Source organism: Bacillus sp. 2175 (assembly GCF_057812155.1).
In genome coordinates, this window is record NZ_CM173819.1 from 530,942 (window position 1) to 556,300 (window position 25,359).

General features: G+C 36.0%; 25 protein-coding genes, 1 pseudogene and 1 other annotated feature. Of the genes and pseudogenes, 20 read left to right on the forward strand and 6 right to left on the reverse strand.

The features are described 5' to 3' along the window. The first annotated feature begins 303 nt into the window (after nt 1-303). The 7 genes from ACXKY9_RS02940 (at nt 304) to ACXKY9_RS02970 (ending at nt 3,797) form a co-directional block, all read left to right on the forward strand. Entirely contained in the window at nt 304-675 is a 372-nt protein-coding gene (locus ACXKY9_RS02940) for a DnaJ family domain-containing protein (RefSeq protein WP_000382372.1), read from the forward strand. A 10-nt stretch (nt 676-685) separates the two neighbouring features. Then, nucleotides 686-1,000, forward strand: coding sequence for a thioredoxin family protein (locus ACXKY9_RS02945; protein ID WP_000206517.1), 315 nt, complete (start codon nt 686-688; stop codon nt 998-1,000). A gap of 13 nt (nt 1,001-1,013) precedes the next feature. After that, nucleotides 1,014-1,259: a hypothetical protein gene (locus ACXKY9_RS02950; protein ID WP_000394369.1), complete on the forward strand. Its 246-nt coding sequence runs from the start codon at nt 1,014-1,016 to the stop codon at nt 1,257-1,259. A 125-nt stretch (nt 1,260-1,384) separates the two neighbouring features. Next, the gene (locus ACXKY9_RS02955; RefSeq protein ID WP_000817981.1) at nt 1,385-1,528 is read left to right on the forward strand and encodes a hypothetical protein; all 144 of its coding nucleotides are present in this window, start codon (nt 1,385-1,387) and stop codon (nt 1,526-1,528) included. A gap of 80 nt (nt 1,529-1,608) precedes the next feature. After that, on the forward strand, nt 1,609-2,190 hold the full coding sequence (locus ACXKY9_RS02960; RefSeq protein WP_001254434.1) for a TetR/AcrR family transcriptional regulator: 582 nt from the start codon (nt 1,609-1,611) through the stop codon (nt 2,188-2,190). A gap of 66 nt (nt 2,191-2,256) precedes the next feature. Further along, nucleotides 2,257-3,489 carry an MFS transporter gene (locus ACXKY9_RS02965; RefSeq protein WP_000992568.1) on the forward strand — a complete coding sequence of 411 codons (1,233 nt, stop codon included), beginning with the start codon at nt 2,257-2,259 and terminating at the stop codon, nt 3,487-3,489. Between the two features lie 56 nt (nt 3,490-3,545). After that, nucleotides 3,546-3,797: a helix-turn-helix transcriptional regulator gene (locus tag ACXKY9_RS02970; RefSeq protein ID WP_002023181.1), complete on the forward strand. Its 252-nt coding sequence runs from the start codon at nt 3,546-3,548 to the stop codon at nt 3,795-3,797. Between the two features lie 69 nt (nt 3,798-3,866). Here ACXKY9_RS02970 and ACXKY9_RS02975 read toward each other — a convergent pair whose 3' ends face one another. After that, nucleotides 3,867-5,150 carry an MFS transporter gene (locus ACXKY9_RS02975; protein WP_000738812.1) on the reverse strand — a complete coding sequence of 428 codons (1,284 nt, stop codon included), beginning with the start codon at nt 5,148-5,150 and terminating at the stop codon, nt 3,867-3,869. 108 nt (nt 5,151-5,258) lie between these two features. After that, nucleotides 5,259-6,572, reverse strand: a complete 1,314-nt coding sequence (locus tag ACXKY9_RS02980; protein ID WP_000356416.1) for an alkaline phosphatase family protein — start codon at nt 6,570-6,572, stop codon at nt 5,259-5,261. A gap of 154 nt (nt 6,573-6,726) precedes the next feature. On the opposite strand from ACXKY9_RS02980, the gene ACXKY9_RS02985 reads away from it, so the two are divergent. Both ACXKY9_RS02985 and proS read left to right on the forward strand, forming a co-directional pair. Continuing rightward, nucleotides 6,727-7,020, forward strand: coding sequence for a YesK-like family protein (locus tag ACXKY9_RS02985; RefSeq protein WP_000383858.1), 294 nt, complete (start codon nt 6,727-6,729; stop codon nt 7,018-7,020). 93 nt (nt 7,021-7,113) lie between these two features. Next, nucleotides 7,114-7,320 (forward strand) — a binding site (T-box leader). 47 nt (nt 7,321-7,367) lie between these two features. After that, a complete protein-coding gene (gene proS / locus ACXKY9_RS02990) occupies nt 7,368-8,798 on the forward strand; it encodes a proline--tRNA ligase (protein WP_001040992.1) in 1,431 nt (476 codons plus the stop codon). A gap of 116 nt (nt 8,799-8,914) precedes the next feature. Here the strand turns inward: proS and ACXKY9_RS02995 are convergent, their stop codons facing one another. After that, on the reverse strand, nt 8,915-9,874 hold the full coding sequence (locus ACXKY9_RS02995) for an LPXTG cell wall anchor domain-containing protein (protein ID WP_000161145.1): 960 nt from the start codon (nt 9,872-9,874) through the stop codon (nt 8,915-8,917). 201 nt (nt 9,875-10,075) lie between these two features. Between ACXKY9_RS02995 and ACXKY9_RS03000 the strand changes: the two genes are divergently transcribed. The 7 genes from ACXKY9_RS03000 (at nt 10,076) to ACXKY9_RS03030 (ending at nt 16,637) form a co-directional block, all read left to right on the forward strand. Beyond that, on the forward strand, nt 10,076-10,933 hold the full coding sequence (locus ACXKY9_RS03000) for an ROK family protein (RefSeq protein WP_000759850.1): 858 nt from the start codon (nt 10,076-10,078) through the stop codon (nt 10,931-10,933). Nucleotides 10,934-11,061: 128 nt separating this feature from the next. Beyond that, nucleotides 11,062-11,658 carry a TerD family protein gene (locus ACXKY9_RS03005; protein WP_001121578.1) on the forward strand — a complete coding sequence of 199 codons (597 nt, stop codon included), beginning with the start codon at nt 11,062-11,064 and terminating at the stop codon, nt 11,656-11,658. Nucleotides 11,659-11,682: 24 nt separating this feature from the next. Then, nucleotides 11,683-12,267: a TerD family protein gene (locus tag ACXKY9_RS03010; protein WP_000146720.1), complete on the forward strand. Its 585-nt coding sequence runs from the start codon at nt 11,683-11,685 to the stop codon at nt 12,265-12,267. Between the two features lie 85 nt (nt 12,268-12,352). After that, nucleotides 12,353-12,931: a TerD family protein gene (locus ACXKY9_RS03015; RefSeq protein WP_001007532.1), complete on the forward strand. Its 579-nt coding sequence runs from the start codon at nt 12,353-12,355 to the stop codon at nt 12,929-12,931. Between the two features lie 72 nt (nt 12,932-13,003). Further along, nucleotides 13,004-13,795 (forward strand): TerC family protein, encoded by a 792-nt coding sequence (locus tag ACXKY9_RS03020; protein ID WP_000025688.1) that lies wholly within the window; start codon nt 13,004-13,006, stop codon nt 13,793-13,795. A 109-nt stretch (nt 13,796-13,904) separates the two neighbouring features. Beyond that, nucleotides 13,905-15,536 carry a YceG family protein gene (locus tag ACXKY9_RS03025; RefSeq protein ID WP_000492868.1) on the forward strand — a complete coding sequence of 544 codons (1,632 nt, stop codon included), beginning with the start codon at nt 13,905-13,907 and terminating at the stop codon, nt 15,534-15,536. A gap of 18 nt (nt 15,537-15,554) precedes the next feature. Further along, a complete protein-coding gene (locus ACXKY9_RS03030) occupies nt 15,555-16,637 on the forward strand; it encodes a toxic anion resistance protein (protein WP_001064404.1) in 1,083 nt (360 codons plus the stop codon). A gap of 187 nt (nt 16,638-16,824) precedes the next feature. Here ACXKY9_RS03030 and ACXKY9_RS03035 read toward each other — a convergent pair whose 3' ends face one another. Beyond that, nucleotides 16,825-19,509, reverse strand: coding sequence for a cation-translocating P-type ATPase (locus tag ACXKY9_RS03035; RefSeq protein ID WP_000073687.1), 2,685 nt, complete (start codon nt 19,507-19,509; stop codon nt 16,825-16,827). Between the two features lie 191 nt (nt 19,510-19,700). Continuing rightward, complete coding sequence (locus tag ACXKY9_RS03040) at nt 19,701-19,925, reverse strand: DUF1128 domain-containing protein (protein WP_000366196.1); 225 nt, start codon at nt 19,923-19,925, stop codon at nt 19,701-19,703. Nucleotides 19,926-20,099: 174 nt separating this feature from the next. Here ACXKY9_RS03040 and ACXKY9_RS03045 point away from each other — a divergent pair, with 174 nt between their 5' ends. Genes ACXKY9_RS03045 through ACXKY9_RS03055 form a run of 3 tightly spaced genes read left to right on the forward strand, consistent with a single transcriptional unit; the run spans nt 20,100 to nt 22,006 of the window. Continuing rightward, complete coding sequence (locus ACXKY9_RS03045; protein WP_000250916.1) at nt 20,100-20,564, forward strand: low molecular weight protein-tyrosine-phosphatase; 465 nt, start codon at nt 20,100-20,102, stop codon at nt 20,562-20,564. A gap of 53 nt (nt 20,565-20,617) precedes the next feature. Then, nucleotides 20,618-21,133: a DUF4075 domain-containing protein gene (locus tag ACXKY9_RS03050; protein WP_001085388.1), complete on the forward strand. Its 516-nt coding sequence runs from the start codon at nt 20,618-20,620 to the stop codon at nt 21,131-21,133. 6 nt (nt 21,134-21,139) lie between these two features. Beyond that, nucleotides 21,140-22,006, forward strand: coding sequence for a YihY/virulence factor BrkB family protein (locus ACXKY9_RS03055; protein ID WP_001226536.1), 867 nt, complete (start codon nt 21,140-21,142; stop codon nt 22,004-22,006). 187 nt (nt 22,007-22,193) lie between these two features. On the opposite strand, the gene ACXKY9_RS03060 is transcribed toward ACXKY9_RS03055, so the two are convergent. Beyond that, the gene (locus ACXKY9_RS03060) at nt 22,194-24,119 is read right to left on the reverse strand and encodes a heavy metal translocating P-type ATPase (protein ID WP_001083773.1); all 1,926 of its coding nucleotides are present in this window, start codon (nt 24,117-24,119) and stop codon (nt 22,194-22,196) included. Between the two features lie 271 nt (nt 24,120-24,390). Here ACXKY9_RS03060 and ACXKY9_RS03065 point away from each other — a divergent pair. Next, nucleotides 24,391-25,340, forward strand: a pseudogene (locus ACXKY9_RS03065) (DMT family transporter). Nucleotides 25,341-25,359 lie beyond the last annotated feature (19 nt).

A 25,359-nucleotide genomic window follows, 5' to 3' on the forward strand; every position in this document is an offset into this window, starting at 1 on the left:
ACGTGTGAAACGTCTAGATAAAATGATCAGACATCACGAAGTCTATACAAGGGAGCTGGGGGTGATTAAATCGTAACAAATGTAAGATTTAGTGTAAACGCTTTATTAAGTTGAAAAAGACTTTCTCAATACAAAAAGGCTTGAATACAAACTATATATGAAAACGAAAGATTGGTATGGGAGGAAATAGCTCATTATAAATAAATTTGAGAAAAAATTGTATGGAGCCAATTATTAAAGACGTAGAAAGATAAGGAAATATCATGTAAAATAATAGTAAAAATATGTAAAGGAGGGAATAGTGTGGATGTGTTTTTGAACATTGCTGAAGAAAAAATTCGACAAGCAATACGGAATGGTGATCTTGATTATCTTCCGGGAAAAGGAAAACCACTACAATTAGAAGATCTTTCAATGGTACCTCCAGAACTTAGAATGAGTTATAAAATTTTAAAAAATGCGGGAATGATTCTACCAGAAATGGAACTACAAAAAGATATATTAAAAATAGAGGATCTAATTGCTTGCTGTTATGATGAAGCAGAGAGAAAAGAATTACAAGAAGAGTTAACAGCAAAAACGCTTCGTTTTCAGCAGGTAATGGAAAAGAGAAAGATTAAAGATAGTTCAGCTTTTCGTATGTATCAAGACAAAGTATTTCGTAAATTACGCTAAGAGGGATAAGATGACTACATTTAAAACGATAGAAGAATTAGCGACCTATATCGAAGAACAACAATTGGTACTTCTGTTTATTAAAACGGAAAATTGTGGTGTTTGTGATGTTATGCTAAGAAAAGTAAATTGCGTATTAGAGAATTATGATTACGTAGAGAAAATAGAGATATTACTACAAGACATGCAGGAGATTGCGGGGCGATATGGAGTATTTACAGGGCCAACAATTTTATTATTTCATAATGGAAAAGAAATTCTTCGTGAATCACGCTTCATTTCACTTGAAAATCTAGAGAGAACCATTCAATTATTCGAGGAATAAGGGAGGCTTTTAAATGGAATTTATTATTGTCATACTATTATTTGTTGTAGTTGGAACAATCGTAACAGCAGTTCGATCGAACAAAAAGAAGGTAAATCTTACAAAACAAAATAACATTCATAATTCATCTAACAGCTCATCACCATTATTTTTCTTTGCTGGATCTGATAATGATAGCTCGCATGATGGCGGCTCACATGATTGTGGAGGATCTTTTGGGGGAGATAGCGGAGGAAGCTGTGGTGGCGGTGGTGATTGATAAAAATGCGCCTTATATAGGCGTATTTCTTTTTAAACAAACGTTTGATTAGTCGGCTTACATATGCATAAACACAGTTAAACAAACGTTTGTTTAATATTTTTAACATACTAAGGGGAATGGAAATGAAAAGGGAACCGAAAGTGAAAAATAAGGGGAAAGTAGTGTTATTTTTATTAGCTGCGGGAGGCGTATTTCTTGTTAAATTAGCATTTAAATTTGGAACCATACATATGATTCGAACTTGGTTTGAAAGTACGTTTTCTTAAATAAGGAATATAGCCTCTTGCGATAGAGGTTTTTGATTTGTTATTATTAGACTGAACGGTCGGTTTAAAGAGGTGTGAATATGAGAAGAAGCGCAGAAGAGATAAAGAAAGAAATTGCATATAAAGCAGAAAGTCTATTTTCACAGAAGGGCTACGCAGCTACATCTATGGAAGAGATTTGTGAAATTACAGAGCGAAGTAAAGGAAGTATTTATTATCACTTTAAAAGTAAAGAAGAATTATTTTTATTTGTAGTGAAACAGCATACGTATGATTGGATTGAAAAATGGAATGAAAAAGAGAAGTTGTATAGCACTAGTACTGAAAAACTATATGGTCTCGCGGAATATCATGTAGAGGACATACAGCAACCAATTTCAAATGCAATAGAGGAATTCTCTATGAGCCAAGTTGTAAGTAAAGAGATTCTGGATGAACTGTTAGCTTTAACTAGAGAATCATATGTTATGTTTGAGAAATTAATTGAAGTAGGTATACAGTCTGGAGAGTTCCGTGAAGATAATACTCGTGATCTTATGTATATTGTAAACGGATTATTATCAGGACTTGGAGTGCTTTACTACGAATTAGATTATAAAGAGCTGAAACGTATTTATAAAAAGGCAATAGATGTATTGTTAAAAGGAATGGCAGCTGAATAATAGGTCAGTTGCTTTTCTTACAAAATAAATTAGACCGAACGGTCGGTTTATGAAAGGGGAATGAAAATGAACGCTTTATTTAAAAACCGAGCATTTATGCTCGTTATGGCGTCTGATATTTTACAACAATTTGCAATTTGGATCAGAAATATGGCTCTTTTGTATTTTATAATGGAGCGAACGAATAATGATCCAGTTTCTGTTTCGTTGTTATCAGTTATGGAATATGCACCTATTTTTATTTTCTCGTTTATCGGTGGTGCGCTAGCTGATCGCTGGAATCCGAAAAGAACAATGGTCGCTGGAGATGTATTAAGTGTACTGTCTATTATAGGAATTGTCTTGTTGTTAAAGCTGGATTATTGGCAGGCTATATTTTTTGCAACACTCATTTCCGCGATTGTAGGTCAGTTTTCTCAGCCCTCATCTTCGCGTATATTTAAGCGCTATGTAAAAGAAGGAGAGGTAGCAAATGCGATTGCATTTAACCAAACATTACAGTCATTATTTCTGATTTTTGGACCAGTGGTAGGATCGCTTGTGTATACACAACTTGGTTTATTTACATCACTATATAGCTTAATCATTTTATTTTTGTTATCTGCTATCGCCCTTTCATTCTTACCAAAATGGGTTGAAAAAGAGCAGGTGGCGAGAGACTCATTAAAAAATGATATAAAAGAAGGTTGGAAGTATGTTCTTCATACGAAAAATTTACGTATGATTACGATCACTTTTACAATTATGGGTTTAGCTGTTGGATTAACGAATCCATTAGAAGTATTTCTTGTAATTGAACGTTTAGGTATGGAAAAAGAAGCTGTTCAATATTTAGCGGCAGCTGACGGAATAGGTATGTTACTCGGTGGTATTGTTGCTGCAGTTTTCGCTTCAAAAGTGAATCCGAAAAAGATGTTTGTATTCGGTATGGGTATATTAGCCCTTTCATTTTTAGTAGAAGGGCTATCTACATCATTTTGGATTACTAGTTTCATGAGATTTGGAACAGGTATTTGTTTAGCTTGTGTTAATATTGTTGTCGGTACGCTTATGATTCAACTTGTACCAGAAAATATGGTTGGAAGAGTAAATGGAACGATTTTACCACTGTTTATGGGGGCAATGCTAATTGGAACTTCATTAGCTGGAGGATTAAAGGAACTAACTTCACTAGTTACTGTGTTTTGTATAGCGATGGCACTTATTTTATTAGCGATAGGGCCAGTTGTACGTATGCAAATAAAGAAAGAAGATATCGCTAACAAAGAGGCACTAACAAATTCATTAGCTTCAAAATAACTATTGTAAGGGAGCAATATTGCTCCTTTTTTCTTTGAGGAACTTTTGACAACTATATGAGCCAATTATATACTGATGTTGTAAAAACGATTTTACAGGTTAGGAGCAATGGTGTGAAAAATCAAATCTATGAATTACGCACTGAAAATAATATTTCACAAGGCGCATTAGCTGATAAATGTAAGGTTTCTAGACAAACGATAAATGCAATTGAGAATAATAAATATGATCCAAGCTTAGCGTTAGCGTTCCGTTTAGCTGAAGTATTAGGAACAACTGTTGATAAATTATTTTTGTACAAGCAGTAGAGTCGTTCATTATAAGGCGCACCTTTAAAAATAAAAAAGATCCTCTTCTTATGAGAAGAGGATCTTTTCTTATAGCGTTTTAGTCTTTGGACTAGGTGGTGTAACGGATGTATTATTTTCTGGAACTCTAGTTAGTAAGAATCCTCCGATAATAAATAGAACAATAATACTAAGAACACCAGCGTTTGTTTTTCCTGTTAATTGCGTTGTAACACCGACTAATACCGGACCCATAATTGCGGCAAACTTCCCAAATATATTATAAAATCCGAAGAATTCATTAGCAGATTCTTTTGGTACTAGTTTTGCAAAGTATGAACGACTTAGTGCTTGAATACCACCTTGAGATGTAGCAACTAACATTGCTAAAATCCAAAAATCAAGTGTCGTTTTTAAAAAATAAGCATATGTGCAAATAATGATATAAATAATGATACCGACATATAGCATTTTTTTGCCAGTAAATGTTTCAGATAATTTTCCGTATAGTAAAGCAAATGGACAAGCGACAATTTGTGTTACAAATAATATGATTAATAGATTCGTTGCACTAATACCGAGATCGGTTCCGTAAGCGGTAGACATAGTAATAATTGTATCGACTCCGTCAATATAGAAAAAGTAAGCGATTAGAAACATAAATACAGTTTTATATTCTTTAATATTTTTAAAAGTATCAGCAAGACGTTTGAAGCTCATTCTAATAGGTCTTGGATGACGCTCAATATAGTGTGTTTGCTCTACGTTTTTTAGCATTGGAATTGTAAATAACCCCCACCAAAGAGCTGTTATTGCAAAGGAAATTTGACTAGCAATGCCGACCGATAAGGGAATAGTTCCTTTTTGAGAAAGAATAATAAGAGCGATACAACCGATAAAAGGAATTGTACTCCCGATATAACCTAATGCAAATCCTCTTGTAGAAATTCGGTCCATTCTATCTTCAGAAGTGACGTCTACTAAAAATGCATCATAGAAAATGTTTGCTCCAGCAAAGCCGATTAAGGCGAGCATATAGCACCCTAGCAATAAGTACCACTGAGAGGTTGGAACGACTGCTAACATACTTGTAAATACGATACCGAGTCCAAAGAAGAATGTGAAAAAACGTTTTTTAAATCCTTTATAATCAGCAACTGTGCCAAGAATAGGAGCAAGTATAGAAATTAAAAGTGTTGCGAATGAGTTTGCATATCCCCAATATGCTGTTGAAGTTGCCCCAGATAGTCCAGCTTCTTTTGCAGCTGCTTTAAAGTAAATTGGAAATAATGCAGTTGTAATGACGAGCGAGTATACAGAGTTCGCCCAATCGTATAATATCCAGCTTTTTTCTTGTCTGGACATTTTTTTCATATAATGTTCCCCCTTAAATTTGTTTTACTAACAGTGTACAAAAATAAAAATTATAAAAAGAGAAACAGTGATGAATTTTACATAACTTTTACATATATACACAGTTCTTTACAATTGGAGTAAATCCTCTACAATTGCTCCGTCTGTTTCACCTAAGTGTAAACCGAGTAGTCTAGCGATAGTTGGACCTTCATCAATAAGTCTCATATACGGGACGGTAAAGCCACTTTTTATTCCTTTCCCAGCAGCGATAAAAATTGTTTCATAGTTAGGTTTTGTTGGAGAGTATCCATGCGTACCAAATGTATATTTTTTACTAGGCGTAACATCTTTTTCAGTAATTTCTTTTATAAAATCTCCTGTATAGTTTTCAGTGAAATAATACCCTTCTCGTGCTTCTAACATGAATAAACAATTAACGTCTGCACCGCAGTCTTTGGCAGCTTCATCATGAAGTATAAATTCAATTCCGTTTTGTTTATTTTGAAGTAGTTCTTCAAGGAGTAGTTGTACCTCCCGGATTGTATCCGTATCATTTTTGTCCCTTACATATACATAGGCAGAGCCGTCGCAACTTTGGCAATAGGCTTTCCAGTCTACTAATTTTCCTTTTTTATTAAGAGATATAAGTCCTCTTTCATGGAATAGCACATTTAATTGGATGGATTTGTTTTCACTTAAAGCGCTATGATCACCAAGGGCAATAATTGTACTTTCTTCGTATAGGTCACTTTCTTTTAGTGCTTGAATAATTTTCCCTAGACGTTCGTCGTGTCTCTGGATAGCAGCTGTTGTTTCGTTAGATTCAAAGCCGTGATAGTGTCTTTGTGTGTCTAGATCGGTGAAATGTACGAACATGACATTAGGCTTTTTCGTCTGGATTGTATGCACAGCAGAGGCGAGGACGAAATCATCCAGCTCTGGTTGTGATAAACCATTTCTTATATGGCCGAAACGACGATTTAAATCTAATTGGTATAGTGGGCTACCGCTAAATAAGGAAACTAACACTTGATTTTGCCAAGGTCTATTGGGGAAAATTTCTGGTAAATTGTAATCGATGTTCGCTCTTCCAGTAACAGGCCATAGAAGGGCAGCTGTCGTTAAATTTGCTTTGCGCGCTTCATCATACAATGTTGTTCCTTTTATTGATTTTCGGTACCAATGCCAATCAGGTGATTCACGCCCTGGTTGAAGTAACGTATTGCTAACAACACCGTGCTTGTTAGGGTAATTACCAGTTACGATTGTTGAGTGGCTTGGATATGTTACAGAAGGATAAATTGGTTCTACTTTTTCGACAACCGTGCCCTTTTTTATTAGAGATTGGAAATGAGGTAGTTTTTGTAGTATAGGAAAATCTAAAGCTGATAAACAGTCGAATGATAAAATGATGACGTGGTTTGTTAATGCTTTATCCATAAAGTTCCCTCCTGATTATATAAAACCTATTATTATATATTACTATTAACACCTAGTAATAAATACATATATTTAGGTGAAAGTTTATTATTTATTTTCAGAAAAATTAAACATATAATTAAGTATAAGGGAATCTATGGAGGGAGGGAACACTATGGATTGGTTAGATGGATTTGGTATTTTTTACATCATTGGCGGAATCACGATTATCCTTGTATTTACTATTTCATATTTACTAAAGAAACGGTTTCCAGACAAACAGTTTGATATTATATTTGCACTTAGTTTAATACTTCTTTGCTTAGCGTCCTTTCCCGTTACAATGATGGTTATTGGTGGGTGGGAAGGAATGGGATATGGATTTATTGGTTTCTTCGTCCTAATTGGTACACTTATCGGTATGATTGCACATCAACTTGTGAAAATTACGCGGAAAAGCTACGTATAAAACTACAAAAAATGAAAAGGATATATAAAAATAAGAAAATTAGCTATTGTTTTAAAAAAGAATTTGTATTATGATAATCAACAAATTTATTTCGTTATAACGATGAAAAAGGACTAGTACATGTTCAACCTTTTTAGCAGAGAGAGAATCCGTCAGGCTGAAAGATTCTTAAAAAGGCAATATGGAACCTGCCTTTGAGTTCTGCATATGCAGCGGGAATTTCCCGTTATCAAAAAGAGAGCATGCGCAATTTTTGTGCATGAATCAGGGTGGTAACGCCGGCAAAGCTCGGTCCCTATTTAGGGACGCGGGCTTTTTTGTATTTTCTAGAAGGAGGAAGACTGACTATGGCAAAAGAACAAGTGCAAGCCATTACGAAGATGGAAGAGGACTTTGCGCAGTGGTATACCGATATTGTAAAAAAAGCCGAACTTGTTGATTATTCAAGTGTAAAAGGGTGCATGATTTTACGTCCGTATGGCTATGCCTTATGGGAGAATATGCAGAAGGTGATGGATGAGAAGTTAAAAGGAACTGGCCATGAAAATGTATATATGCCAATGTTTATCCCAGAGAGTTTATTGCAAAAAGAGAAGGATCATGTTGAAGGATTTGCTCCTGAAGTAGCATGGGTTACGCATGGTGGAGATGAAAAGTTAGCGGAAAGACTTTGTGTACGTCCTACATCTGAAACTTTATTCTGTGAGCACTTTTCAAAAATTGTGCAATCCTATAATGATTTGCCAAAGTTATATAATCAGTGGTGTTCAGTAGTTCGTTGGGAGAAGACAACTAGGCCGTTCCTTCGTACGACTGAATTTTTATGGCAAGAGGGTCATACAATCCATGAAACGGCAGAAGAATCGCAGGCTGAAACATTAAATATTTTAAACTTATATGCTTCTTTCTGTGAGGATTATTTAGCAATACCAGTTATTAAAGGACAAAAAACAGAAAAAGAGAAGTTTGCTGGAGCAAAGGCAACTTATACAATTGAAAGTTTAATGCATGATGGAAAAGCACTTCAAACAGGAACCTCTCATAACTTTGGCACGAATTTCTCAGAAGCATTTGATATTAAGTTTTTAGATCGTAACGGTAAGTGGCAATATGTGCACCAAACATCTTGGGGTGTATCAACAAGAATGATAGGCGGGCTAATAATGGTTCATAGTGATAATAATGGACTTGTAATGCCACCAAAAGTCGCTCCAGTGCAAGTTGTTATTGTACCGATTGCTCAGCATAAAGAAGGAGTTTTAGCAAAAGCAATAGAGTTACAAGAACATATTCAAAAGGTTGCACGAGTAAAAATAGATGCTAGTAATAAAACACCAGGCTGGAAATTTAATGAGTATGAAATGAAGGGGATTCCAATTCGATTAGAAGTTGGCCCTAAAGATATTGAAAAGAATCAAGTTGTACTTGTAAGAAGAGACACGAAGGAAAAAGAGTTTGTACCAATGGATCAATTAGAAGAACGTATTCCAGCATTACTTGAAGAAATTCATATTGCTTTATTTGATAAAGCAAAAGCATTTCGCGATGAGAATACGTATGTTGCGACAAATTTCGAAGAGATGAAAAAAATAGCTGACGAAAAGCAAGGCTTTATTAAGGCAATGTGGTGCGGGGAATTAGCTTGTGAAGAAAAACTAAAAGAAGAAGTTGGAGTATCTTCACGTTGTATGCCTTTTGAGCAAGAGCATTTAGCTGAAGAATGCATTTGTTGTGGTAAAGAAGCTAAACAAATGGTGTATTGGGGAAAAGCGTATTAATACTTTTTCTGATAGGTGATAAAAAGGACTTTGGGCTGCATAATAAAATGCAATCCAAAGTCCTTTTTAGTTTTATAAAGTATTTCATGTATTCTTTAGATGGAAGTATGTTGCTCTTATTTTACGTTTTTACGACGAATAAACAGTAACATACCAATTAGGAATATTGAAAGACCCATTAAAATAGATATAGGGTAATGCGTTGCGGTATTCGGTAATTTATCACCTTGTTTTTTCGTATTATCTTTTACATTACCCCCTTGAGAACCGTTGCCCTCCTGAGAATTGCTATCGCCTTTAACACGATTGCCACCTTGAGAGCCATTACCGCCGTGTGAGCCACTGCCACCAGAACCATCGCCACCAGAACGGTTACCACCAGAACCGTTACCGCCAGAACCGCTGCCACCAGAGCCGTTGCTACCAGAACGGTTACCACCAGAACCGTTATCGCCGGAACCATTGCCGCCAGGGCCACTGCCACCGGAACCATTACCGCCGGAACCGTTGCCGCCAGAGCCGCTGCCACCAGAGCCGTTGCTACCAGAACCGTTACCGCCAGAACCACTGCCACCGGAACCACTGCCACCGGAACCGTTTTCACCAGAACCACTGCCGCTAGAACCGTTGCCACCAGAGCCATCGCCACCAGAGTCATTGCCGCCAGGGCCACTGCCACCGGAACCATTACCGCCGGAACCGTTGCCGCCAGAACCGCCAGAATCACTGCCGCTAGAACCGTTGCCACCAGAACCGTTATCGTCGGAACCATTGCCGCCAGGGCCACTGCCATCAGAACCGTTACCGCCGGAACTGTTGCCGCCAAAGCCACCAGAACCGTTTTCACCAGAACCGTTTTCACCAGAGCCGCTGCCACCGGAACCACTATCGTCCTGAGAACCGTTATTTCCTGGAGGTTTATTATTATCCTTTGAGTTTCCTTCTGCAAAATGATCGCTATTTTGTACAATAGCGTTTGTTAATGGTTGGAAGTTTTCAGTTGCAGCATTACCGATATTTAAACCGCTAAAAAAAGATAGAGAGAGTGTTGATGCTAAAATGAAGATTTTCGTCATGGTTTTCCTCCTAAGAAATGAATGTTCCATCTAAAATACATCCCTTTGTAATATTTCTTAGGAAAAAGAGTTTTATGCAAAAAAAACTATATATAGAAAAAGGTGGTATATTTGTCAAAGCAGAAAAGAGTTAATGTAGATTTCCTACAAATAATAGAGGTGGAGAATTTACATTCATAACGGTAGAGGAAGTGGCAGTAGATGAAAAAGTATATAGCGTTTGATATTGGCGGTACGCAAATTAAGTATGGCATTATTTCAGAAGCAGGGAGAGTATTAAAGCGTAAAACAGTTGCAACAGAAATTCACTTAGGCGGAGAACAAATTATTCAAAAACTCATTCTTTTATCAAAAAAATTAATGAATGAACATACTATTGCCGGAATTGGTATTAGCACTGCGGGAATTGTGACGGGAGGCGCGGATCATATTCCGGGATATAGTACTATTCCTATTATTGATAGATTGCAAGAGATATTAAAAGTTCCAGTATCGATTGACAATGATGTGAATTGTGCAGCGTTTGGAGAAAAGTGGAATGGTAGTGTAAGAGAGAAAGAGAACTTTATTATGCTCACCATTGGAACAGGAGTTGGGGGAGCAATTTTTATAGATGGAGAATTGTACCGAGGACATTCATTTAGTGCTGGTGAATGGGGGAATATGCTAATAGAAGGAAAAACGTTTGAAGAGGTTGCTTCGATTTCAGGATTAATTCGGCTTGTAAGAAAATATAAAGGCAAAGGCGAGTGGAATGGGAGAACAATTTTTGAGTTGTATGATAAAGGAGATAGAGAAGTTGCTCAAGCAGTTGGGATTTTCTTTAAACATTTGGCAATCGGAATTAGTAATCTTGCTTATATTTTTAATCCAGAAACAATTATTATTGGGGGAGGAATTACCGATAGAGGAAATGAGTTTTTAAAAGAAGTAAAAGAAGAGGTCAGTAAATACTTAAATCAAGAGATTTATAATAATTGTGAGATTGAACTTGCACAAAACGGTAATTGTGCAGGAATGATTGGTGCTATTTACCACTTATTACATCATCATAAGTAAATTATATGAATGTTTTCATATAACTGAGAATTTATCCTTTTTATCAATAGGTAAATAATGCTACAATATAAGAGAAGAATACAATATTTTCCGATATGGAAAATGCTTTGTAGAAAGGGAGAAACTTCATGCCTATTATTTTAGAAAAAGGTCAAAAGATCGATTTAACGAAAGGACAACCAAAAGTAGCAAAACTACAGGTTGGCTTAGGCTGGGATCCAATTGGGCAATCAGGTGGATTTCTGTCTTCATTATTTGGAAGTAAACCAAATATAGATTGTGATGCATCTGTTGTTATGTTAGAAGGAGATCGTTTTTTAAACAAAAATGATTTAGTTTACTTCGGAAACAAACTTTCTACTTGTGGTAGTATTATTCATTCAGGAGATAATTTAACAGGTGAAGGCGAAGGTGACGATGAAACAATCTTTGTAGAATTACATAAAGTCCCAAGTCGTATTAACCGTTTAGTATTCGTTGTAAATATTTATGACTGTGTAAACAGACGTCAAGACTTTGGTATGATTCGTAACGCTTATATTCGTATTCAAAATCCTCATACAGGTGAGGAATTAGCACGTTATAATTTATCAGAAAACTATGCTAGTAAAACAACTTTAATTGCAGGAGAAATGTATCGCTACGAAAATGAGTGGAAGTTTTCAGCAGTTGGAGAAGGCACGCAAGATAAAAACTTAAGTGAGATTGTATCACGTTATCAATAGGATAAACTAAGGAGGAATTTTTAAATGGCATCTATTTCTTTAAAAAAGGGACAAAAGGTAGATTTAACAAAAACAAATCCAGGTTTATCAAAGGTACTTGTAGGGCTTGGCTGGGATACAAATCGTTATGATGGACAAGCTGATTTCGATTTAGATGTTAGTATCTTTTTAGTAGGTGCGAACGGTAAAGTTTCAGGAGCAGAAGATTTCGTTTTCTATAATAATCCCAAAGGTGCGAATGGTGCTGTAGAGCATTTAGGAGATAACCGAACTGGTGAAGGCGAAGGCGATGATGAAGCGATTAAAATCGATTTAAAAAATGTTCCTGCTCACATCGAACGTATTTGTTTCACAATTACAATTTATGATGGAGAAGGCCGCAGCCAAAACTTTGGTCAAGTTTCTAACTCATTCGTACGTATTCTCGATGAAGAAAAGAATGCAGAGTTAATTCGTTACGATTTAGGAGAAGATTTCTCTATTGAAACAGCGGTAGTAGTAGGTGAATTATACCGCCATGCAGGTGATTGGAAGTTCAATGCAATCGGAAGTGGATTCCAAGGTGGGTTAGCGTCTCTATGTAATAACTTTGGTTTAGATGTAGAGTAATAGATTTAATTTATATATCCATTGGTGAAATGCATGTTTACTGATGGGTATATTTTTAAAGATAAAAATATAGAGGTGAATATAAATGGCTATTCAGTTACAAAAAGGACAGAAGATTGATTTAGGTAAGACGAGTCCTGGTTTAACAAAAGCAGTAATTGGTCTTGGATGGGATATTAAATCTTATGATGGCGGAGACGATTTCGATTTAGATGCATCTGCTTTTTTATTAGATGCGAACGGGAAATGTACGAAGGAAACTGATTTTATCTTCTATAATAATTTAAAGTCTCCTTGTGGATCAGTTTTACATACTGGCGATAACAGAACAGGTGAAGGCGAAGGCGACGATGAGCAACTTGTTGTAGATTTGAAAAAGGTTCCAGCAGACGTTCATAAAATTGCTATTACAGTTACAATTTATGATGCGGAAGGCCGTAATCAAAACTTTGGACAAGTAGGAAACGCATTCGTTCGTTTAGCGAATGAAGAGACGAACGAAGAAGTTCTTCGTTTTGATTTAGGGGAAGACTTCTCTATCGAAACAGCAGTTGTCTTTTGTGAATTATACCGTCATAATGGACAGTGGAAGTTTAATGCAGTAGGAAGTGGATTCCAAGGTGGTTTAGGTGCGCTTGTAAGAGCGTATGGCTTGGATGCATAGAAAGGAAACGATATTCGTTTCCTTTTTTTGACCTTTCTATAAATCTAGCAAAGAATAGGGGATAAAGGTAAGATGAGTATTTTGCAAGGAATCCTTGATACGTATGCTCAGTTTTTCGACTTGGACATGTGGATTAAAGTGTTGCAAGATCCAGTATCTTGGGGATTAATTGGTACACTTGTTGTACTTGAAGGGTTGTTATCTGCTGATAACGCACTTGTGTTAGCGGTAATGGTAAAACACCTTCCTGAAGAGAAACGTAAAAAAGCATTATTCTATGGACTTATTGGAGCTTATATATTCCGCTTTATTGCAATTGGAATCGGAATGTTCTTAATTAAATTATGGTGGGTAAAACTTCTTGGTGCACTTTACCTTGCTTGGTTATCAGTAAAATACTTTATTGATAAGCGTAAAGGTGCAGGTGAAGAAGAGGAAGCTCATGGTATGAACCAAAACAGTATTTTCTTCAGAATGTTCGGTGTCTTCTGGGGAACAGTTGCAATGGTCGAATTAATGGATATCGCATTCTCTGTAGATAGTGTACTTGCTGCATTTGGTGTATCTAATGAAGTTTGGATTTTATTATTAGGCGGAATGCTAGGTATTTTAATGATGCGTGGTATTGCCGGTGTATTCTTGAAATTATTAGAGCGTATTCCAGAGCTTGAAACGACAGCATACATTTTAATCTTAATTATTGCATCGAAAATGTTACTGTCTTTAATCGAGATTGAGATTAGTCATACACTATTCTTTATTATTTTAGTTGTAGCATTTGGAGCAACATTTATAATTCACTACATGAAGAATTCTGGACAAGCTAAAGAAGAAGTTGCAGCTACTAAAGAAGATAATAAATAATTGAAATGGGTTTGCTCGTTTTGCGAGCGCCCATTTTTTATAACAAAAAATAGTTTATAATAGAAGAAGGACTTAGAAAAAACGTAACTGTTTTTGGAGGTGAACTGTTGTGTTTTCACGTTTTACACTTCAACCATATGCATTAAAAGATGAATCAGATTTAAAGCAATTTGAAACGCTTTTAGAAAAACGTCCACAATATGAACTGACAGAGAATGAGATGAAATTTAGTTATATAGCATGTCGAATCCTTGGCGTTCCTAATGATGTAGATGAATATTTTAATGAACTGTTTGATTATAGTGAAGCGAAAGGAATCGAAGTTTTACACGAACAAAATTTAAACAAAGTGATTGATTCGGAAAAGCTTCGTCATATTCAAGAAGTGTTCGGATTACATCAAGAAGCACCAAATGGTCTGACAGTAAATAGGTTAGTTGCACACTTATCTGGGAAACAACTTTTACCGAAAGTAGACAATCCTGATTTACAGCATTACATACATACGACGTTTATTTCACTATTGAAATTATATGAGAAACAACATAATCAGTCGTTAAAGACAGAAGGCTTCCGTCGTTTCTTAATCGACATAATTAAACTAAGCGAAAATTATGTAGCGAAGTGGTTTACTACGATTAATTATAAGAAACAGATGCCGCGTATCGTTTGGTATGGTGATGCACAGGAAAGCCGTATATATTTCTTATACTTTCTTATTATGCTCGGTTGTGATGTGCTTTATTATCACCCAGAAGGAAAAGATGGATTTGAGAATGTTGATGAAGAGGGAAGGACCTTTATTGTGTCTCATCCAGGCCGTATTTCTCTTGAACCATTTCCAGATCGCCGCCGCGAGCGTGTGGCAACAGTAGCGTATCAAGCTTCAAAAGAAATTGAGCAAGTACTTCACCACGATAATTCACTGCTGTACAAGCCGTGGCAATTCCGTTCCTATACGCCTGTAGCTCGTACACTAAAAACAACATATGATGAGCTCTTTTTAATTACGAAAGAAAAGGCGTTTGTACGCCCGACATTCTTTGTTGAAAATAAACATATTTATATCCCTTCTTTATTTGCGAAAATATCAGGCGTTTCAAAGAATGATAAAGAGTATTTTCAACGATTAAAGGCTGTTACATCATTTGATAACAGTATACTAGTTAATACATTCCCATTTACGAAAGAGCAAAAAGCAAACTTCCAATATCATTATCGAGATGCATTAGACCGTGGGGGGAAATTACATCCTGATCTAATTATGAATAGCCATTGGTGGCCGCATAAGCGTTTACCGGAAGGTTTACAACATGGGATTGCAGAAGCGATTATCCATACGTGTGAAAGTGAAATGTGCAAACCAATTGCGAAAGAGACAAAACAAGATGTAGCGCTATATGTTTTCGCGCAACTTTCTCAAATACCACCGAATATTTTAGAACAGCTTGAGAAATTTGATTATTCACAAGATGTGCCGAAAATTGTTATATTTAATAATGAGAAGAGTGGAGAGTTAACTCGTTCTGATGCTGTTTTATTACTATTTTTAAATCAAATTGGAGTAGATGTATTCCATTTCAATCCAACGGGAAGAAACGATATTGAACCGTATATTGAAGCGGGGGCATTTGATTCCCATTGGCTTGAAGAGGTTAATTTCGATCTTGAGTTTCATGGTTCATCAGCCTATAAAAATTTATCACAAACAATAAAAGGACTATTTCGTCCATTTTTATAAGGAAAGGGAGAATACCATATGAATAACCCAGTCGTACTAGATCCGAAAACAGAATTAAATGAGCAAACAGCACAAGATATTCGCTTGCAACTTAGACAAGATGCGGATGTACAACGTATTTATAATGCAGTAGATATTAAAGATCAATTAGAATTAATTGAACTTGGAAAAGAACCTTCTATGGAAATTTCACGTTTTGCTGATCAAATTTTACATACAATGTCATTATCAAAGATAGAAGATTCTGGTGAATTATTAAAACAGCTTGGTAAAATTATGGACAGATTTGATAGCAAAGACTTTGCGGAAGAGAAAAGTGGTTTCTTCTCACGTATGTTCAAAAAAGCGGATAAAATGATTGAACAAATCTTTAGCAAGTATCAAACGATGGGCCGTGAAATTGATAAAGTGTATGTGGAAATTACGAAGTACCAAGATGAGATGAAAAAATCAATTGGTACGTTAGATGGCTTGTATGAGCAAAACTTAAAATATTATTTAGACTTAGAGAAGTACGTAGTAGCAGGAGAAATGTTATTAGAGCGTTTAAATACAGAGTTAGTTCCGATGTATGAAGAGCGTGTGCGTAATAATGATCAATTAGCAGGTATTGAATTAGAGTCGCTTAAAAACTCGGTTGAAATTTTAGAGCAACGTATTGATGATTTAGAAAAAGCGCGTATGGTTGCGCTACTTACAGCACCACAAATTCGTATGATTCAACGTGGTAATAATAAATTAATTGGTAAAATTAATACAGCATTTATTACAACGATTCCTATTTTTAAAAATGGTATCATTCAAGCGGTAAATGCGAAGCGTCAAAAGCTTGTTGCAGATTCTATGGCTGAACTGGATCGCCGTACAAATGAATTACTTAAGAAAAATGCACAAAATATCGCAACGCAAAGTGTAGAAGTAGCGAGATTATCAGGTTCTTCTAGTATTAAGATGGAAACACTTGAGGAAACTTGGAACATTATTTCAAGAGGTATGCAAGAAACACAACAAATTGAAGAACAAAACAAACGTGAGCGTGAAGAAAGCCGCAAACGTATGGCTACATTAACAGAGAATATCAAAAAAGAATTACAAGGATAAAGTGAAACTTTAATCAGTGGGGTTTTGTTCATCCCCACCGATTATTAGCCTTCACAATTGGACATTTATGGGCAGTTAATCTACCACCTAACTTCTTTGCTCAAACTGAATTTTGAGGTGGGAGTTTTACTGCACGGAAAATAGTAGGGTAAATGAAAAGGCAATGAGGACTATTCCTCATTGCCTTTTAGTTTCTCTTCACTAATTTAATAATCTCATTCACAATAAGTGGAATGATACTTAATAAGAGAACAAATCCCCAATCTCGCATCGTTAATGCATGTACACCGAATATATTTGCAAGGGGCGGGATGGAGATGATACAAACTTGCATAAGAACACCGATAAGAAGGGAGAAGACTAAATATTTATTTGTAAAGATCCCAATGGAAAAAATTGATTTCGTTCTTGAACGCAAGTTAAATGAATGAACGAGCTGAGAAAAACTAAGAACGACAAATGCCATCGTTTGAGCGTGTAATAGAGCATCCTCATCAATTTGCTCTGGGAAAAGAGGGAATAAATGTGTATCTCCAGTATAGAACTTTGCTCCGGCGATAAAGGCTATTAGCGTCAAAAGCCCAATGACAATCCCATTGAAAATAAGGAAAGGAACGCTACCACTAAATAAGCTTTCTTTCGCATGTCGTGGTTTTTCCTTCATCACATCAGGATCTTCAGGATCAACCCCAAGTGATAATGCAGGCAGGGTATCTGTAATTAAATTTACCCACAAAATGTGAATAGGTCGTAGTGGTGTTGCCCAGCCGAGTAAAATGGCTAAAAATAAAGTGATAATTTCTCCGAAGTTACAAGAGAGTAGGAAGAGAATTGATTTTTTTATGTTACGATAAATATTTCTACCTTCTTCAACGGCTTTCACAATAGATGAGAAATTATCATCTGTTAACACGACATCTGCTGCCCCTTTTGCAACGTCTGTTCCTGTAATGCCCATCGCTACGCCAACATCAGCTTGCTTTAAAGATGGTGCATCATTGACACCATCACCAGTCATAGAAACGATATTTCCTTTCGCGCGTAATGCCTTTACAATTTTCACTTTATGCTCTGGAGAGACTCTAGCGAATACATTTAAATGATTAATTTTGCTAGCTAGTTCTGTATCAGAAATGTTATCTAATTCAGTTCCAATCATAATTTCCGATATTTCTTCAGCAATGCCAAGTTCTTCAGCAATGCCAAGTTCTTTGGCAATTGCAAAGGCGGTATCTTTATGGTCACCGGTAATCATAACTGTGCGAATACCGGCTTTTTTACATTCTTTAATTGAATCTTTCACTTCAGTTCGTGGTGGATCAATCATACCGACAAGACCAATAAAGATAAGATTTTCTTCAAGATGATTTATATCCATATCGTTTGAATTGTATTGTTTAAATGCGAATGAAAGTACTCTTAAAGCTTCTTGAGACATTGCTCCGGCAGATTCTAATATTTGATTTTTATCAGAATCAGTTAAAATCTCGATTTTGCCGTTTTTAAAAATATGGGTACATCGAGGTAAGAGCTTATCGATAGCGCCTTTCGTCATGCTATAGTAGCTTTCATCGTATGTATGCACGGTTGACATCATTTTACGATCTGAATCGAAAGGTACTTCGTTAACACGTTCATGTATTTTTTCTAAATAATCTTTTTGCATGTTAAAAGTGGTTCCAGCAACGAGAAGTGCAATTTCAGTCGGGTCTCCCGTTTGTGATTCGTTATTATAAGACGCATCATTACATAGCACCATATTTTCTAACAATAGACGTTGCGCATCATTATTTACATTTAAACTTTCTAAGCGATCGTATGTGTTATCACTATAAAAGTGAGTAACGGTCATTTTATTTTGCGTTAACGTACCTGTTTTATCTGAACAAATAATTGTGACAGAACCGAGGGCTTCAACAGCTGGTAGTTTGCGAATGATAACGTTTTGTTTAATCATACGTTGCACACCAATTGCAAGAACGATGGAAACGATAGCTGGCAAGCCTTCTGGAATAGCTGCAACGGCTAAACTAATAGCAGTCATAAACATTTCTAACGTATCCCGGCCTTGTAAAAAACCGATGAGGAACATAATGATACAAATAGCTACAGCGACAAAGCCTAAATATTTTCCGACTTGTGCTAAGCTTTTTTGAAGTGGTGTCATATCATCGTCTGCTTCATGTAAAAGGGTAGCAATCTTACCAATTTGTGAGTTCATTCCAGTTTCAACAGCAACACCGACGCCTCTTCCGTATGTTACAAGAGTAGACATAAAGGCCATGTTTTTTTGATCGCCGAGTGGTACTTGTTCATCACTTTGCATGGAAGGGTGGTAGATTGCATCTTTATCAACAGGGACAGATTCACCAGTTAGAGCAGATTCTTCAACTTTTAAATTTGCGGTTTCAATAAGGCGTAAATCGCATGGGATATATCGTCCGGCGTCGAGCATAACGATATCACCTGGAACGACGTGCTCAGATGGAATTTCTTTTAGTTCACCATGTCTCTTGACGATGGCTTTAGGTGTTGCCATCTTTTTTAGTGCCTCTAAAGCTTGTTCTGCTTTAGATTCTTGGACAACACCGATAACAGCATTTAAAACTACAACAAGCGCGATAATACTGGCATCCGCCCATTCACCTACAAAGGCAGAAATAAGGGCAGCAATAATAAGGACATATACGAGGACGTCATTAAATTGGGCGAAAATACGCTGCCATAAAGTGCGTTTTTGTTTTGTAGCTAATTCATTAGAACCGTATTGCTTTAAACGTTCACTTACAATTTCATCTGTTAAACCGTGTTGTTCGTTTGTTTCTAGGTCAATTAATGTTTGATCTTTCGTCTTACTGTACCAATTGCTCATAAGTAAGCACCTCCAGTAAAAACAGTTAGCAATGGTAGTGTTGCTATTATTTGTGAGTAGTATGTATGGAGAAAAATCTAAGGTGAGGTTCTACTTCTATTGTACAATATTTTACAGTTGGTTGAGGGAAAGAGAAGAGTTGTCATGAATTTGTTGGAAATAAAAAAGAGCCTCATATAAGAGAGGCTTTTTTACTTTTTAATTAATGTACCTAATTCTTCTGTAATAGCTTGCATTTCACTAATGCTGAATGTTTCACGTTTCATAACATGATCATAAATGTCACGTAAATCTTCGTACATTTCTTCGTTAAAACTAGCAGCTCTCATCGCTCCAGCATTAACCATACGTAATTTTTCTTTAATAGCTTCGACCATATATTCAACGTTTTCTTCTGACTTTACGGATAAATCCACCGAAGTGTCCCCCTTTAAAATAACATAAGGCTATCTTAACATTTTTTATCATTTTCGTTAATGAATCTTTTCAATCCCATTAAATTAGTAGGGATTTCCTTTATATTTAATAATTGGTTGTTTATACTATAAGTATATATAAAGAAATGCACCAAGAAGGGAAGAAACAAAAGTATGGTTCAAGTATTGTTTGTTTGTCTTGGGAACATTTGCCGTTCTCCGATGGCAGAAGCGATTTTTCGAAATCTTGTCGTAAAAGAGGGACTTGAAGAGAAAATTGTCATTGATTCTGCAGGAACTGGAGATTGGCATGTTGGCCATCCGCCACATAAAGGAACACAAAAAATTTTAAAAGAAAATGCAGTCACTTTTGAAGGAATTAAAGCAAGGCAAGTAGAAAAAGAAGACTTAACAAAGTTTGATTATATTATTGCCATGGACAACAAGAATATAGCAGATTTAAAAAGTTTAGGTAAAACTGGAGGCTATATTGGTAGGCTGTCCGACTTTGTTCCAGACGGTGGCTGGACAGACGTTCCTGACCCTTACTATACAGGGAATTTCCAAGAAGTATATGACCTTGTAACAGAAGGGTGTGCAAAGCTATTAGCTTTCATTCGAAATGAACAAGGAATATGAGGAAGCTTAGAAAGAAATACTTTCTAACATAAGAAATGAAAGGGTGAAGGAATATGGCAAAGAAAAATAATATTGCTCGAAACATTGCGATTGGTGTAGCGGCAGGTGTAGCTGTATCCATGTTAAAGAAAGAAAACCGTGAAAAAGTAAAAAATACAGCAGAAAAAGCAAAAACAAAGATGATTGAAATTGGTGAAAATGCAAAGATTAAAGAAAAAGTGCAAACTGTTACAGATAAAGGACGCGAACTTGCTGATTTCAATGTGGTAAAAGCGAAAGTAGCAGAAATTAAAAAATTAACGCCATCTGTTGTAGAGACGTTAAAAGAAACGAAAGAAATTTTTAGTAAGAAAAAAGTTGAGCCAGAAGAAAAGCCAGAAACGATTGAAATTCAAGCTGTATCTCCAAAGGTAGATGAGCTGAAAGCAGAAGAAGAGCCAGTAGTTGCTGAAGATGGTGGTATGAAAGAAGCGCGTGAATTATTTATGAAAGACTCAAATGCAGTGGAAAAAAAAACTGAAGCGTACATTGAGTTAAAGCAAGATAAAGAAGAGAAGAAAAGCGTTTAAACATATATGAGAAAAATTTTAGAAAAGGTGAGAAGAAATCGTACTTATTCGTTTGGTAAAGATTTATATGACCGGACGATGCGCGATGATGTAGCGGGCTTGGCAGCACAGCTCGCTTATTTCTTCTTGCTTGCAATTTTTCCTGGGCTCGTTTTCTTAATTACGCTTCTTGGATTTATTCCCATTCAAACAGAGGATGTGCTTAGTTTATTAGAGGTTTATGTACCAGATGATGCAATGAACTTAATTGAGGTAAATGTAGATAAAGTTGTAAACCAGCAAAATGGTGGTTTATTATCATTTGGTTTATTATCCATGTTATGGTTTGCCTCAAATGGTGTTAATGCGGTTATGAATGCTTTTAACCGCGCTTATGACGTGAAGGAAACACGTTCTTTTATTACAACAAGAGCGTTATCAATTGTGTTTACATTAGCTATTATTTTTATGATTGTCTTTGCATTAATTGTTCCGGTATTCGGACAAGTTATTGGAGCAGCAGTGTTTAAAGCACTCGGTTTATCAGATAGTTTTTCTTTCGTGTGGAGCATTACACGATTAGTAGCGAGTTTCTTCGTGCTATTTGCTTTGTTTAGTTTCTTATATACATTTGCCCCAGATCGAAAGTTAAAAAGAAGAGAAGTTATTTCAGGGGCGTTATTTGCTACTGTAGGATGGATTGTGGTATCGTACTCATTTGCTTATTATGTAGATAAGTTTGCGAATTACGCCAATACATATGGTGGTCTCGGTGGTATCATTATTTTAATGTTATGGTTTTACTTAACTGGATGGGTAATTTTACTTGGCGGTGAAATTAATGGTTTACTCCACCATTATAGAACCGGTGACAATAATTCCCGTAATGAATAATGAGCTCTTGTTCCATAATAAAAAGGAACAGGGGGGATATTTCATGAGTAATAATAAAAAGAACCATAATAATAAAAGTAATAATAAACAAAAGAGCAGTTCGCATCCAAAGCATAAAACGAGTAGCAGTGCGAACGGTCATAATAGCTATCATTAAAAAAAACGGGTCCTCTATGAGGGACCCGTTTTATTTGCTGCCTTTTAATAATCGTAAGCCATTCAAAATGACAAGAATCGTACTTCCTTCATGGCCAATAACACCGAATGGAAGAGCTAAAAATTGCAAGAAGTTTGAACAAATTAGCATGGCAATAACGGCTAGCGAAAAGATTACGTTTTGCTTCACAATACGGTTCATTCGTTTTGATAAACGAATTGCTTGGGAAAGACGAGATAGTTCGTTCTTCATCAGTACAACATCCGCAGTTTCTAAAGCTACATCTGTTCCTTCTCCCATTGCGACACCAATGCTAGCAGTAGCTAGTGCAGGTGCATCATTTATACCGTCTCCGACCATTGCTACTGTACCGTATTTTTCTTTTAACTTTTTAATCGTTTCAACTTTTGTTTCTGGTAAACATGATGCGTAATATTCCTTTATATTACTTTCAGAGGCAATTGCTTTTGCCGTTTCTTCATTATCTCCAGTAATCATAATTGCTTCGACACCAATGCTTTGTAATTCACGAATAGCAGCTATTGTTTCTTGGCGAAGCGTATCTTTTAAAGCGATAAGTCCAAGAATGCCTCCCTCATCACTAATATAAACGACAGTTTTACCTTCCTTTTCAAGTGAGGCAGAAATACCATTATGAAATGTTTTTGTTTCTTCACCGATAAAATCAGCTTTACCTATTTTATAAGCGTTGTTTTCGAATATTCCTTTTAGCCCAAAACCAGTTACATCTTCAACCTTTTCAGGTTTTTTTAATGTAATGTCGTACGCATGTTGTGCATATTTAACAATAGATGCAGCCAAAGGATGTGTAGAGTGACTTTCAATGGATGCTGTAATAGAAAGTACTTCTTTTTCTGTCATATTTTCTCGAACATATACATCTGTTACGGTAGGTTTTCCTTCTGTTAATGTTCCTGTTTTATCAAAGGCGATTGCTTTTACTGAAGCGAGGCGTTCTAAATGTATGCCACCTTTAAAGAGAATTCCATTTCTTGCTCCGTTAGAAATTGCAGATAACGTTGCTGGTGTAATGGCAGCAACGAGTGCACAAGGAGATGCGACTACAAGTAAGATCATAGCGCGATAAAACGTTTCATTCCAGCTCCAGTCAAGTAAGAAATGAGGAACGAACATCATAAGCGCAACAACGAGTAGTACACCTTTTACGTATGTTCCTTCAAACTTTTCGATGAATAGTTGTGATGGTGATTTTTCACTTTGTGCACTTTGGACGAGACGGATAATTTTTTGGAATAATGTTTGATCGCTTGGCTTCGTAATTTTAACTTCGATAGCACCACGTAAATTTACAGTACCTGCAAATACTTCATCGCCATGTCTTTTCTCATTTGGAATAGGTTCTCCCGTGATTGCTGCTTCATCAATATTTGTTTCACCGTTATGAATCGTACCGTCAGCGGGAACACGTTCACCTGGTTTAATTAAAATAATGTCGTTAATTTGTAACTCTCCAACAGGAACACGTTCCTCCGTTCCGTTGGAAATGCGTAATGCTTCTTCGGGTTGTAAGTCAAGAAGAGCGGAAATTTCTTTTTGGCTCTTACTTAATGTATAAGATTCCATAGCACCGCTGAGCGCAAAGATAAAGATTAAGATAGCCCCTTCTGCCCAGTAGCCAATAATTGCAGCACCAATAGCTGCAAAGAGCATTAGCATTTCAACATTTAGCTCTTTTTCTTCAATCGTATCTTCAATGCCTTCTTTCGCTTTTGCATATCCACCAACTATATAAGCAAGGATATAGCAAGTAATACCTACATTCATTACATCGTTTTTTGTGAATAACCAGCCAACTAAAATAAAAATACCAGATGCTACTGCAAATACAAGTTCATAATGTTTTTTTAATGTGTCCCATAAAGAGGGATGAGAAATTGTTTCTTTTGACTGTAACGTTTTTACTTCTGAGTTCATTACTACCCGCTCCTTCCGCATTCTTATTGAGAAAAATAATCAAAATCGAAACCCCTATAAAACGACGAAAGCTGCCATCCATAATGGATAGCAGCATTTCTGTTGAATCTGTTTTTAATAGTTCTTATGTTGTAATTATTCTATAGTATATCATATGTTTTTATGAGATGGTACGGTTTTGTTTCAAGTATAAACGGAAAACTTGTGTTTTCGCAACTCCTCTGGTATATATGAATATTGTTCATAAAAAGATCGGAAAGGAAGACAACAAGTGAAGACAGAGAAAATTTTTACCCATCCGATTGGCGTATTTATTGCTGCAATAGTAGCAACTTTTTTATGGGGAAGCGCATTTCCTTTTATTAAATTAAGTTATGTTGAACTTGGAATTCAACCACAAGAAGTTGGAGAGCAAATATTATTTGCCGGTTATCGTTTCTTTTTATCTGGAGTCATGCTCTTATTATTCTTTAAAGTGTTAGGAAAAGATATGAGCTTCAAAAAAGGAACAGGGAAACAGTTAATACAAATTGGTTTATTCCAAACGTTTCTTCAATATATCTGTTTTTACATTGGAATGAGTTATAGTTCAGGAATTGAAGGAGCTATCATTTCAGGAACATCATCATTCTTTCAAATTTTACTCGCCCATTTTTTATATAAAGATGATGCTCTCAATATGAGAAAATTAATTGGGGTATCTATTGGTTTTTGTGGCGTCATTTTAGTAAATGTGCCGAGTGATGGTAGCTTATCATTTCATTTTGGGATCGGAAGCTTATTACTTCTTAGTGCAGCATGCTGTATTCATATGGAAACATATTAGCAAAAGAAGGTAGTAAAACATTAGATGTTGGCTATATGACAGCATACCAAATGATTTTTGGTTCTATAGGATTATTATGTATAGGGGCTTTACAAGTTGGAGTCATGCCATTTACATTTAGTCTACATGCACTACTTATGCTAATTTATTTATCTTTCTTATCTGCAGCTGGTTTTTGCATTTGGAATACAATTATGAAGTATAACAAGGTTGGAAAAGTATCTATGTATATGTTCTTTATACCCGTATTTGGTGTGTTATTATCGAGCATGATTTTAGGTGAAGCAATTCATTCATTTGTGCTACTCGGTTTAGCATGTGTAGCCGCGGGAATCATTGTGGTAAATAGGACACCAGCTAAGCAAAAAATGGAGCAAGAAAAACAAGTAGCATAGAGAGCAGAAAAGCGATTAC